Consider the following 12,810-nt stretch of genomic DNA (forward strand, 5'->3'; position numbering starts at 1 on the left):
CACTTCAAGTGTTAGCTAAGTGGGGGAGTGTTCAAGCGACAGCTGGCTTCGATATTTAAGCAACGAGCTGTGGACAAGGGGAGATGCTACATGATCCCTCTGAAGCAGGAGCAAGCTGGTTATTGAGAGCATACATTTGGTTTGGGAACTGCTGTTTCCCGGTTATTTCGGCAAGCAGGACTTGAATGATGAGACGATGGAGTATCACATTGGCTCTGTTCTCATACAGATTCAGGAGAAGCTGTCCGACCAGATTGGCCGCTCTCTGCTGTACCGGAGGGGCCAGGATTCCCATTCCTACCAAGAGGAACCCGGAACTGATTATCAAAGGCCAGGCGCCGCAAGAGTTCCCGCAGGAATTCACCTGGGATTGGGTAATTTGAAGCCCTTCATTAAAAAACGAACCCGGCTTCCACTTCATAATCGGTGGAAGGACGGGTTCGTTTCTGGTTTAGCAGCTAAAGCAGGTTATGCCCGGAATGGCCTCGCGGGATATGCCCCGCGCCGTTCCTTATTTTATTCCGCCGCCGAAGCAGTAGGAGACGCGTCCGCCAGCATTTGGCGCAGCACCGTTTGCAGGATGCCGCCGTTGCGGTAGTAATCGACGTCGACCATGCTGTCCAGCCGTGCGGTAACCGGGAATTCGAACGGGGTGCCGTCCTCGCGGGTAACGGTAACCGTCAGATCCTGTCCGGGCTGCACGTCATTGCTGAGGCCGGTAATGTCGAAGATTTCGCGGCCTGTCAGTCCCAGGCTGCTCCAGCTCTGGCCTTCCTGGAACTGAAGCGGCAGCACGCCCATGCCGACAAGGTTGCTGCGGTGAATCCGCTCGAAGCTCTCGGCGATGACGGCTTTGACACCCAGCAGGAACGTGCCCTTGGCCGCCCAGTCACGCGAGCTGCCCGTGCCGTATTCCTTGCCTGCAATGACGACCAGATTCTGCTTCGCCGCCTGATAGCGCATGGAAGCGTCATAGATTGGCATAACTTCGTTGCTCGGCAGGTAGGTGGTGACGCCGCCTTCTGTTCCCGGAGCAACCGCGTTGCGGATCCGGATATTGGCGAACGTTCCGCGCATCATGACTTCATGGTTGCCGCGGCGGGAACCGTAGGAATTGAAGTCCTTGCGTTCCACGCCATGCTCGCTCAGGTACTTGCCGGCAGGGCCGGATGTCGTGATATTGCCCGCAGGCGAGATATGGTCAGTGGTTACGGAATCGCCGAGCAGAGCGAGTACGCGGGCGCCGTCGATATTCTCAATGTCGCCAAGACCGTCCGCCAGATGCTCGAAGAACGGCGGATTCTGGATATACGTCGACTTTTCGTCCCATTCATACAGCTCGCCTTCCGGCACGGGGATCGCGTTCCAGCGCTCGTTGGCCGTAAAGACATGCTCGTATTTGCGGCGGAACATTTCCGGGCTGACGGACAATTTAATCGCTTCGCTGATCTCGGCGCTGGTCGGCCAGATATCCTTCAGGTATACAGGCTCTCCCTGCGGATCGTAACCGAGCGGATCATTTTGCAGGTCGATATTGACCGTCCCTGCGATCGCATAAGCTACAACCAGCGGCGGCGATGCGAGATAGTTCGCCTTGACCTGGGCGTGAACACGTCCTTCAAAGTTCCGGTTGCCGGAAATGACGGACGCAACGGTCATATCATTCACCGCAACCGCCTGGGCAACCTCATCCGGCAGCGGGCCGGAGTTGCCGATACAGGTGGCGCAGCCGTAGCCGGCCACGTAGAAGCCAAGCGCTTCCAGCGGCTTCAGCAGGTCCGCCTTCTCCAGATATTCCGTCACGACCAGCGAACCCGGCGTCAGACTGCTCTTGACATAGCCCGGCTTGGTCAGGCCGCGCTCGACAGCCTTCTTGGCAAGCAGGCCCGCGCCAAGCATAACGCTTGGATTGGAAGTGTTTGTACAGCTTGTGATCGCCGCGATGACGACTGCGCCGGTGCTCAGCTCGCTTTTGCTGCCGTCTTTATGCAGAAGCTCGACCTTTTGCGCGATTTTCTCGTCGCTGAGACCGTAGCCGCCCTTGTCGACAGGGGTGCGGATAATGCCTTCAAAGTTCTCTTTCATATGAGTAAGCTCGATCCGGTCCTGCGGACGCTTCGGTCCAGCTAAGCTCGGCACAACCGAGGCAAGATCCAGCTCGATCGTATCGCTGAATACCGGGTCTGGCGTTTCCGCCGTACGGAACATGCCTTGGGCTTTGTAATAGGTCTCAACCAGATCCACCAGCTCATCGGGACGGCCTGTGCTGCGCAGATAGGAGAGCGTCTCGTCGTCCACCGGGAAGAAGCCGATTGTCGCGCCGTATTCAGGCGCCATATTGGCGACCGTCGCCCGGTCGGCCAGACTGATATTCGCAAGGCCGGGTCCGTAGAATTCGACGAATTTGCCGACCACGCCTTTTTTGCGCAGCAATTGGGTAACGGTCAGCGCCAGATCGGTTGCCGTAGCGCCTTCCACCAGACTGCCCGTCAGCTTAAAGCCGATAACGTCAGGGGTTACAAAATAGAGCGGCTGCCCCAGCATGCCGGCTTCCGCTTCGATGCCGCCGACGCCCCAGCCTACGACGCCAAGACCGTTGATCATCGTCGTATGGGAGTCCGTGCCTACCAGCGAATCCGGGTACACAGTCGTCTCGCCGTCAGCCGTCTTCGTGGCTGCTACCGAAGCGAGATACTCCAGGTTGACCTGATGCACGATCCCGGTTGCCGGAGGAACGGCGCGGAAATTGTTGAATGCCGTCTGTGCCCAGCGCAGGAAGCGGTAGCGTTCCTCGTTGCGTTCGAATTCTACGTTCATATTGTATTCCAGCGCATCCTTGGTGCCGAAGGCGTCAACCATAACCGAATGGTCGATAACGAGGTCGACCGGCACAAGCGGGTTGATCTGCTTCGGATCGCCGCCGGCTTTTTTCACGGTATCCCGCATGGCCGCAAGGTCTACAACCACCGGTACGCCGGTGAAATCCTGCAGCACGATCCGCGCCGGAATGAATGGGATTTCCTTGCCGCGATCGATGTCGCCGGCCCATCCGGCCAGCTGTTTGACGTGCTCTTCCGTAATAGCTCTTCCGTCGAACTGGCGGACGGCGGCCTCAAGCAGCACTTTAATGGAAAAAGGAAGGGAAGAGATGCTGCCGAGTCCTTGCTGTTCAAGGGATTGAAGATCGTAATAACGGTACGTTTGGCCGCCCGATGTGAACGAGCGAACGAGATTGAAATTATCCTTGCTTGGCATGAATGCGCCTCCTTGTTTCATCTGCTGAAACTCCATTTCATATTCAACTCTGTCTATTAAGTATAACGGTTACAGTGGGGCGAGTAAAGATTTTTCCCTCATTTTATTCGAAAAATCCGCTCCTCTTCCGGCCCTGAATCCCAAGTTAAATATTTGAATTAAACTTCACGGCCAACATAGCACTTTGCGGAGTTATTGTCCGTATAGCCGCCCGCTCTGCCTCATATACATAGTACAGCAGCATATTGTCCTGGCGAAGCGCAGCCTTTGGCTCGGGAATTTGCTTTAGGCGATTTTCTTGAAATATAAGACTTTATAAGCTTCACGCCTATCGTTTGGTCTTATATTTTTACGAGAAACGTACCTAAAAGCGATACTCGTATCGCTACTTCGGAAGCTTAAGCTGCTTGAAAAGACGCCGTCAGGCGTTTCTTCTTACGGGTAACTCGTAAGTTCGGCAGATTCATGTATCTGTGCGGGAAGGGGCGAAAATGGGCAATGGATCAGAAATGGAAGCAAAGCCTGTATGTATATGTCGATCAATGCAACAAAAGCCGGGTGGTTCCCGATGAGGAAGTCTTCACCGGCGCTTTGAGCGAAGCGGGTATCCGGCTCGGGCAGCAGCAGCGCGGCTGGAGGATTGCGAAATGGTACAGCGATAGAGCGATTACGCCCCGGCGCTGCGAGACGGGGGTCAAGGTGCTGCGGACGGCACAGCGGGATTCGGGGGACGTTATAGCGGAGGTTGCCCTGCACAGCGCATTTTATTATGAAAAAGGCGGGATCACGCACCGCGAAGACAAAGTGGAGCGGGAGCGCCTGACCTTTGCGAATGCCCATGGAAATGCAGGGTGGACTGTCGCCGGTGTGGAGCGGGATATTCCGGAGAAGGTTCCACGGAAAGGTGCTATAGCGTCTCCGGCGGAGCTCTCCGGCCTTGAAGCGCCTCCTTTTCCCGGGCCGCTGCTGAGCCGCAGGGTGCTAGGCCCTTCCGTCCGCGATGTCCCGTACCGCCGGGAAGACGCGGCGGCGTATGCGGACCGGTGGTGGAATGAGAACAATCCGGAATTTGAAACATTCGCCGTGGATTGTACGAATTATGTCTCCCAATGTCTCTTTGCAGGGGGGGCACCGATCAACTATACTGGTAAAAGAGAAACGGGCTGGTGGTATAAAGGCTATGTCGGCAATCAGGAGGGGTGGAGCTTCAGCTGGGCTGTCTCGGACAGTCTGCGCCGCTATCTGGACGGGGAACGCCGCAATGGCCTTCGTGCGGAAATCGTGGAGCGGCCTGAACAGCTGATGCTTGGAGACGTCATCCAGTACGACTGGGACGGAGACGGACACTTTCAGCACAGCACGATCGTTACGGCCTTTGACGCGGGCGGCATGCCGCTTGTCAATGCGCATACGGTGCCGAGCCGACATCGCTTCTGGGACTATCGCGATTCCTATGCCTGGACCGAGAGAACGGCGTACCGTTTTTTTCACATTTACGATCATCTATAATCCGGAAAGAGGTTAAGGAATGGACAATGCAAAACTGACAGTGGGTCTGGTGTACGGCGGCAAATCGGGAGAACATGAAATATCACTGCAGACCGCTTTTGCCGTGATGAACGCTTTCGACTACGTTAAATATGAAATTCTCCCTTTTTATATTACGAAGCAGGGGCTATGGAAGATCGGTGAGAAGCTTGAAGCTCCGTTCAGCCATCTGGAACAGCTTAAGCTGGAAGGAGTACCCGAAGACACGGGCGCGGCGCTGAACGCCATATTCAGCGGACTCGGCGGCGAAAGTGTGGTCGACGTGATGTTCCCGCTGCTTCACGGCACGAATGGAGAAGACGGAACGATTCAAGGCTTGTTCGAGATGGCTAATATTCCTTATATCGGTGCGGGAGTGCTGGCTTCGGCGGCGGGCATGGATAAAGTCGTCATGAAGAAGCTGTTCGCGGAAGCGAGGCTTGAGCAGTGCCGGTACGGTTATTTTAATGCCGCCATCTGGAAGAGCAAGAGCCATGATCTGATTGTCGGAATCGAGGATAAGCTCGGCTATCCGGTATTCGTGAAGCCGGCCAATCTCGGCTCCAGCGTCGGCATCTCCAAAGCCGTAGACAAGGAAAGCCTCGTCAAAGCGGTTGAGAACGCCTTCCGTTATGATACCAAGGTTCTTGTCGAAGAGTTCATCGATGCGCGTGAACTGGAGGTCAGCGTGCTCGGCAATGACGAGCCTGAGGCATCCGTTCCCGGCGAAATCGTCTCTTCCGGAGAATATTACGATTACTCGGCCAAGTACATCGACGGCAAATCGCAGATGCTGATTCCGGCATCCGTCGATCCCGAAACCGCCGACCATCTGCGGGAGCTGGCGCTGGCCGCTTACCGGGCCATTCAGGGCAGCGGCATTGCGCGGGTCGATTTCTTCCTTCGCAAATCCGACGGCAGAATTTTCATCAACGAGGTCAACACGATGCCCGGCTTCACGCCGTTTAGCATGTATCCGCTCTTGTGGCGCGAAACGGGCCTTTCCTACCAGGCGCTGCTCGACCGCATGATCACGCTTGCGTTCGAGCGGTATCAGCTTAAGCAGGGCTTGAAATACGATAATGAGCAATAATAAACAATAGGCGGATCATCTGGCCGGAAAGGAGAAGGGATTATGGGATTTCAAACGGAGTTTAATTCGGTATGCAAATTCAAGAATGAGCAGGAGCTGTACGAACTGCTGGAATACGGACGCTGTAAAATGCTGAAGCAGGGGTTCCGCATCTTTCCGACCGGACAGAAGGTCATTGCCTATACGCCGGACAACATTGCCGTGGCTATTGTCAAAATCTCCGCGTCGATCGCGGAAATCAACTTCCAGGGCCATGAAGTCACTGCGGTCGAGATGGAGCTTGTCCGCAAGCTGAACGACGAAGAATCCAGAGTACAGACGGCGCTGGCCGATGAGATGTTCTTCGGGGAGCGGGAATGATCGTCCGCTTCGGCTATGTCGCGATGTCCACCGTCATTAAAGATTGTTCACCATCCAAGACGATGACGCTGGCTTCATTCAGCAAGCTGCAAGACCGCGAGGCGGCGATTCGCCGCCTGGAGTCAATTGCCAGAGGCAATTTGCATAATACGCTCAGGCTGCTGAGGCATAACCGGGCGTCGGACATAAAGGTATACCGGATGACCTCGAAGCTGGTCCCGCTGGCTACCCACCCGGAGCTGCAGGACTGGAATCCGCTAGCCGCGCTGGCCGATGATTTTGCCAAGGTTGGCCGTTATATCAAGGAGAACGGGATAAGGGCGTCTTTCCATCCCGATCATTTTACTGTCCTGAGTACTCCCCGTCCCGAGGTGCTGGCTAGTTCCATACGCGATCTCCGGCATCATACGGACATGCTGCTGGCCATGGATCTTCCGGCAACGGCCAAGAACAACATTCATATCGGCGGAGCCTACGGGGATAAGTCTTCGGCGGCAGAGCGGTTCATTCAGCACTTCCGGGGGCTCGCGCCGGAAATGCAGGACCGCATCACGCTTGAGAACGACGACAAGACGTTCAATGCGGTGGAGACGCTTCAGGTCTGCAAGACGCTCGGCCTGCCGATGGTGCTGGATATCCATCATCAATGGGTGAATAACGAGGGGGAAGCTCCCTGGGAGCTGTGGCCGGAAATCAGCCGGACCTGGCAGACGCCGCTGGCCCAGAAGGATGCTGCAACAGATAACCCGCTTCCGCCCAAGATTCACGTATCCAGTCCCCGCAGTCCTTCCGATCCCCGGAGCCATGCCGATGGCGTTGAGCCGGGGCCGCTGCTTGCTTTTCTGAAACGGATCGCGCCGGGTACGCCGGCGGTGGATGTGATGATCGAAGCCAAGGCGAAGGATGGGGCGCTGTTTGAGCTGATGAAGGCGCTTAAAGGACTCGAAGGTACGGAAAGTGGAATCGCTGTCCTGGACGGAGCAAGCATCAGTATTGATGCAAAGATTTATAGCCTGTCTGACTTGATAAGTGGCCGCAAATGAGGTACTTTGAAGGAAACTTAGGTTTACCCGCAAAACTTAACAATTAAAGGAGCATATAAAATGGGAGAACTGCTGACCGGAAAGAATATTGTTGTGATGGGCGTCGCGAACGATCGCAGCATCGCCTGGGCGATTGCCAAAAGCCTGTCGGAACAAGGAGCGCGCCTTGCCTTTACATACGAAAGCGAACGTGTGGAAGGAAGGGTGCGTAAACTGGCCGAGACTATTCCCGGTTCAGTGATTCTGCCGTGCAACGTTACGGTTGATGAGGAGATCGACAAGCTGGCGGAGGAACTGAAAGAGAACTTTGGCGTGCTGCACGGCATTGTGCACAGCATCGCCTTCGCCAAAGGAGAGGACCTCGAAGGCCGCTTTGCCGACACCTCGCGCTCGGGCTTTGCGCTGGCGCATGATATCAGCGCCTACTCGTTGGTTGCGGTCGCCCAGCGGCTGCATCCTCTCATGACCGAGGGCGGCTCTATTATCACCATGACATATATGGGCTCGGAGCGCGTCATGCGCAATTATAACGTAATGGGTGTGGCGAAAGCGGCTCTTGAGGCTTCGGTGCGCTATCTGGCGAGCGACCTCGGTCCGGACAACATCCGGGTGAACGCCGTATCGGCCGGACCGATCCGCACCTTGGCTGCCAAAGGCATCAGCGATTTCAATTCGATTCTGCGTATCGTAGAGGAGAAGGCTCCGCTTCGGCGCAGTACGGATACCGCCGAGGTTGGCGATACGGCGATGTTCCTGATGAGCCATCTGTCACGCGGGATTACCGGAGAAGTCATTTATGTGGACGGTGGATATCACATCATCGGAGGTTAGCAAGCGGGCCGGACGGCAGGTCCCCGCGAGCTGCGAAGGATCGCTGGACCCGGCTATCAAGTTGAAGAAAGCGGAGTGAAGAGATGAGTTCTTTAAATCCTAATAGCAGTAACGAGCGGGAACCGTATGTCGTATCTGGCAAAGGTTATACGGCGGTAGCCATCAATGCGGCGGCCAAAGCCGGAGAATATATCAAGAGCAGACAAGGAACAGTAAAGGAACTGGGAACGAAGTCATCGGCGCGCGATCTGGTGACGGAAGTGGATAAAGGCGCAGAGCAGATGATCCGCAGACTTGTGATGACGCACTATCCCGATCATGCTTTTCTGGGTGAAGAAGGGGTCGAGCCGGGAGCCAATGCCGTAACCGCCGCGCTGGAGGAGCTGAAGGACAACGAGTACCTCTGGATCGTCGACCCGGTGGACGGAACAACCAACTTCGTTCACGGTTTTCCTTTCTACACGGTATCCATCGCACTTGCCGTACGAGGCGAATTGACGGTTGGCGTTATATACGATCCGGTGCGTGATGAAATGTTTGTAGCCGAAAAAGGAAAAGGCGCTTACGTGCATGGCATCAAGACTGCCGTCTCTTCGGAAGCCACGCTTGACGACAGTTTGATTGCCATTGGCTTTCCGCCGGACCGGCAGTTTGCCCAGCCGGCCAATCTGGCCGCCTTCCAGAACATCCTGCCGAAAGTCCGCGGCGTTCGCGCCGGGGGGTCCGCAGCTCTGCATCTGGCTTATGTGGCCGCAGGAAGGGTCAGCGCTTACTATGAAGCGGGTCTAAGCCCTTGGGACTGCGCCGCCGGTGTGCTGCTGGTCAAAGAATCGGGCGGAGTGGTTACCGATATGCGGGGTGAGCCTTATCATATCGGCACACGCCACATCGTGGCTTCCAACGGGCATATTCACGAAGACGTTATAGCATCCCTGAAAGAAGCGGGAGCGACCGGATTCTAGCATACACAGAAGGAGGCATGGCTTAGGGTGAACGGGAAGGAAGATCTGGAACGTCGCTTGAGCGAGATGCTGACCGAAGGCGAACTTGCGCAAAGCGGCCGCGAAGCGGGACAGCGCCATTCCATATCGCCGAAATACGAGATACGCGTTCAGACCGCGCTTGATCCGATTGTGGAGGAGACTTACCGGTACCGGGAAATAGCCCGGGAGCTGGACGACAGATATGACAAATATCTGGTACGGACGCGGACAAATGAACGGAAGGATGCCTCATCAGACCCGGTTTCCAGCACGGCTTCCGATACGCCTGCGGACGGGAAGGACCTTTCCAAAGGCGGCGAATAAAATAACCGGAGCCACGGCGGTGAACGGATATGCGGGACCTTAGCCGGTGCATTTATAACATAACAGAGTCCAGGGACGTGTCGCAGCGGAACTGGGCTCTTTTTTAATATAAAGCTCCAAGAGAAGCGTCTTGTGAAGCCGCAGCTCGCTTGCGGCATATTTGGAGCGGCAGCGCCAAGTCTACCTTTATGGGTATCCGAATGAATGATAGAATGAAATAAATGGAAGTGTCAGGTACAGACTTGGAGGGATATAATGATCGATTTGCGGAACCAATGGACAGCCGCCGTAATCCGCTTGCTGCTCGCAACCATGCTGCTGGGCCCGGGAGTCCAGGGCGCTTCGGCAGCCGCTGCGGAAGCGGCGCAGCCTGATGTTGTCAGTATCGTGACGCTGGGGGACTCGATTACGGCAGGCTATGAACCGGGAATGAACTTGAGTTCCAAGCCTTACGGCTACGCGGAACGCCTGCTTGAGCAGGCATGGTTTGACGGGAAGCGCGCGACGCTGGGCAACTATGGGATTCTGGGACTGACAACGGCCGGGTTTCGAAACTATACAGCGGCGATTAAGGATAGTACGGCCATTACCGCTGATAGCATCCAGCCCGGTATTGCCGATCCGCGTCTGGACTCGTTTGCGGCGAAGGCTGCGCAGACCAAAGCCGATATTGCGGGGGCAAAGCTGATTACAATTACCATCGGCGGCAATGATATGAAGAGTCTGCTATTGGAGGCCAAGGACTTGTCGGATAGTGATCTGAAGGGTCGTGTGCAAGAGCTGCTGACCGCGTACAAGACCAACGTCACCGCCGCGCTGGAGAACTTGAGAGCGGTCAATCCGAATGCGACGATCATCATTGCGGACCAGTACCAGCCCGTTCCGCAGCTTTATGCTGGCCAGAGCTATGCGAAGCTGATGGGCGCGGCTGAAAGTTTTACGCAAGCGGCCGATAGTCTGGCCGCAGACCTGACCCGAAGCGACGCGCCGGTGCTTGTCGCTCATGTTGCATCCCGTTTTGCAAGCAAGGAGGGATCGCTGTCGCATATTATCGCGGACTCCGATTTTCATCCGACCCAGCTTGGTTATGAGACCATCGCCAAGGTGTTTGCCGAATTGATATGGGGTTACTACCGTGTACCTACCAATTCTCTGACTCCCTCCGCTTCGCAGCGGCCGATGACGATTGTCGTTAACAGGGCCGAGCTGAATACGCCCAACAAGCCGATTGTCTGGGGCGGACAGAATTTTCTGGCGCTGGCGGATGTGCTTAAGGCGATGGGAGCAAGCGGAAAATGGGACAACAAAACCGCAAGCGCGACGATAACGTATGGAGGCCGGACGGTGGTCATTACGATCGGCTCCAAGATGATACAGGTGAACGGACAAAAGATCGCGATAGACAGCCCGGCCTTTTTACAAAAGACTGGAAAGGACGTCAAAACGTACTTGCCTCTGGCTGCTCTGGCCACGGGTCTGGGCTTCGATGTTGAATATAGTGCGCAGCTGCGTACCGCTTTTATCAATCCCTAAATATACTAATGATTAAGCAAGCGCGTATTAAAAGTTCATCAAGTGAAGCGAAGGTGGAGAAAACGGTGTCTGAAGCAAAGTTTACGCAGGATTATGTGATTACGATGGATGATATTGTAAGAGAGGGGCATCCGGCGCTTCGGACCGTCACGGAGCCGGTTAAGCTGCCTTTGACAGAGGAAGACCGTGAAACGCTGCTGTGTATGCTGCAGTTCCTGAAGAACAGCCAGGATGAGGAGACGGCGGCCAAGTATAAGCTGCGCTCCGGAGTAGGGCTCTCGGCCAATCAGATTGGACTGAACAAGCGGATGTTCGTCATGTTTACCCAGGATGAGTACGGCACAGTGATCGAGCATGCCCTGGTCAATCCCAAAATCGTCAGCCATTCTTTAGCGATGGTCTATTTGCCGGATTGCGAAGGCTGCCTGTCGGTCGACCGGCCGGTTCAGGGCTTTGTTCCGAGATATGAATCGGTCAAGATAAAAGCCTATGATCTTGCGGCGGGCAAAGAGGTACAGCTTCGGTTCAAGGGCTATACGGCGATTGTCATTCAGCATGAGATGGACCATCTTGACGGGATCATGTTCTACGACCGGATCAACAAAGAGAATCCGTTTAAGCTGCCGCAGGGCGTTTCAATTCGCAGTCTGTATGACCGGGACGGAGAATAACGCTGAATCAAATGCTCTGGAAATGAATGATTTTCTGCAAACAGGTGCACATTATGGATCAAGGCGGCTGCAGCTTGCGTAACCGGAGCGGCGGCCGTTTTGTACGTTCATTCGGCGGGCAAAAAAGGGCTGCTTGCAAGGTAAAAGGTATCGCAAGCGGATCATCCGCTGCGGTGGACTGTCCCTAGCCTTGTGAGCCGTTAGCAGCGTCCTCTGGCTTGGAACTCTGCCCAACCGCACAGCAAAAAGCCGTTCAAAGACAACAGTGTCTGTCTTTGAACGGCGTATATCTTGAAATACAAGACTGTATAAGCCTCGCGCCAGCCTATCTTTCTTCCTTCATCGCGCGGAAGGAGGATTCCGCCGCTTCCAGGGTAGCATCAATGTCTTCATCGGTGTGCGCCGTGGTCAGGAACCACGCTTCGAACTTCGAAGGCGCCAGATTGATGCCGTGGTTCAGCATATGGCGGAAGAAGCTGGCGAATGCTTCGCCGTCGGTATCCTGAGCCTCGTCGTAGTCGGTGACAGGATGGTCACAGAAATGGGTGGAGAAGGCGCCGCGGATGCGGTTGATCGTCAGCGGAATGCCGTGACGGTCCGCCGATTCCTTCAGTCCGTCCGTCAAGCGGATAGCCAGCCGCTCCATTTCCTCGTATACGCCTGCACCCTGGAGCACTTCCAGGCAGGCGATGCCCGCCGAGATGGATGCGGGATTTCCCGCCATCGTGCCGGCTTGATAGGCCGGGCCGAGCGGCGCGACCTGATCCATAATCTCCTTGCGGCCGCCGTAGGCGCCGATCGGCAGGCCGCCGCCGAAGATTTTGCCCATCGCCGTCAGATCGGGGATGATCTGATCATGGTTGTCCAGTCCGGCGTAGGTCTGCGCGCCGCCGTAATGGAAGCGGAAATTGGTAATCACCTCGTCGTAGATGACGAGCGAGCCATTGTCATGCGCCAGCTTGCACATGCCTTCAACAAACCCGGGCTTCGGCATAACCATGCCGAAGTTGCCGACGATCGGCTCGACCATGACGGCGGCGACATCGTCGCCCCATTTGTCCAGCGCCTCGCGCAGCCCGTCCTGATTGTTGAACGGCACGGTAATGACCTCGTGCGCGATGCTTACCGGAATGCCGGCGCTGTCTGGAATACCCAGCGTGGACGGGCCGGAGCCGGCGGCGACCAGCACC

11 protein-coding genes are annotated in these 12,810 nt (G+C 55.8%); 9 read left to right on the top strand and 2 right to left on the bottom strand.

Annotation, left to right across the window (positions count from 1 at the left end; genetic code table 11):
• Window positions 1–516 precede the first annotated feature (516 nt).
• Window positions 517–3,255 carry an aconitate hydratase AcnA gene (gene acnA, locus L691_RS0102140; protein ID WP_025688498.1) on the bottom strand — a complete coding sequence of 913 codons (2,739 nt, stop codon included), beginning with the start codon at window positions 3,253–3,255 and terminating at the stop codon, window positions 517–519.
• Between the two features lie 498 nt (window positions 3,256–3,753).
• Here acnA and L691_RS0102145 point away from each other — a divergent pair, with 498 nt between their 5' ends.
• The 9 genes from L691_RS0102145 (at window position 3,754) to def (ending at window position 11,620) form a co-directional block, all read left to right on the top strand.
• Window positions 3,754–4,764 carry an amidase domain-containing protein gene (locus tag L691_RS0102145; protein WP_025688499.1) on the top strand — a complete coding sequence of 337 codons (1,011 nt, stop codon included), beginning with the start codon at window positions 3,754–3,756 and terminating at the stop codon, window positions 4,762–4,764.
• A gap of 19 nt (window positions 4,765–4,783) precedes the next feature.
• Complete coding sequence (locus L691_RS0102150) at window positions 4,784–5,875, top strand: D-alanine--D-alanine ligase (protein ID WP_025688500.1); 1,092 nt, start codon at window positions 4,784–4,786, stop codon at window positions 5,873–5,875.
• Between the two features lie 42 nt (window positions 5,876–5,917).
• Window positions 5,918–6,235 (top strand): hypothetical protein, encoded by a 318-nt coding sequence (locus L691_RS0102155; protein WP_025688501.1) that lies wholly within the window; start codon window positions 5,918–5,920, stop codon window positions 6,233–6,235.
• A complete protein-coding gene (gene uvsE / locus L691_RS0102160; protein ID WP_025688502.1) occupies window positions 6,232–7,278 on the top strand; it encodes a UV DNA damage repair endonuclease UvsE in 1,047 nt (348 codons plus the stop codon). Before L691_RS0102155 ends, uvsE begins: the two co-directional genes overlap by 4 nt.
• Before the next feature lie 60 nt (window positions 7,279–7,338).
• Window positions 7,339–8,109, top strand: a complete 771-nt coding sequence (gene fabI, locus L691_RS0102165) for an enoyl-ACP reductase FabI (protein WP_025688503.1) — start codon at window positions 7,339–7,341, stop codon at window positions 8,107–8,109.
• Window positions 8,110–8,192: 83 nt separating this feature from the next.
• Window positions 8,193–9,071, top strand: coding sequence for an inositol monophosphatase family protein (locus L691_RS0102170; RefSeq protein WP_025688504.1), 879 nt, complete (start codon window positions 8,193–8,195; stop codon window positions 9,069–9,071).
• 27 nt (window positions 9,072–9,098) lie between these two features.
• Entirely contained in the window at window positions 9,099–9,416 is a 318-nt protein-coding gene (locus L691_RS0102175) for a hypothetical protein (protein WP_025688505.1), read from the top strand.
• Window positions 9,417–9,671: 255 nt separating this feature from the next.
• Window positions 9,672–10,949, top strand: coding sequence for a stalk domain-containing protein (locus L691_RS0102180; RefSeq protein WP_025688506.1), 1,278 nt, complete (start codon window positions 9,672–9,674; stop codon window positions 10,947–10,949).
• Window positions 10,950–11,053: 104 nt separating this feature from the next.
• Entirely contained in the window at window positions 11,054–11,620 is a 567-nt protein-coding gene (gene def / locus L691_RS0102185) for a peptide deformylase (protein ID WP_036734783.1), read from the top strand.
• A 325-nt stretch (window positions 11,621–11,945) separates the two neighbouring features.
• Here def and L691_RS0102195 read toward each other — a convergent pair.
• Window positions 11,946–12,810: aminotransferase class III-fold pyridoxal phosphate-dependent enzyme (locus tag L691_RS0102195; RefSeq protein WP_025688508.1), on the bottom strand; the 865-nt coding region annotated here is incomplete at its 5' end.

The sequence above is a fragment of the Paenibacillus zanthoxyli JH29 genome (genome assembly GCF_000520715.1).
Taxonomy (GTDB): domain Bacteria; phylum Bacillota; class Bacilli; order Paenibacillales; family Paenibacillaceae; genus Paenibacillus_AQ; species Paenibacillus_AQ zanthoxyli.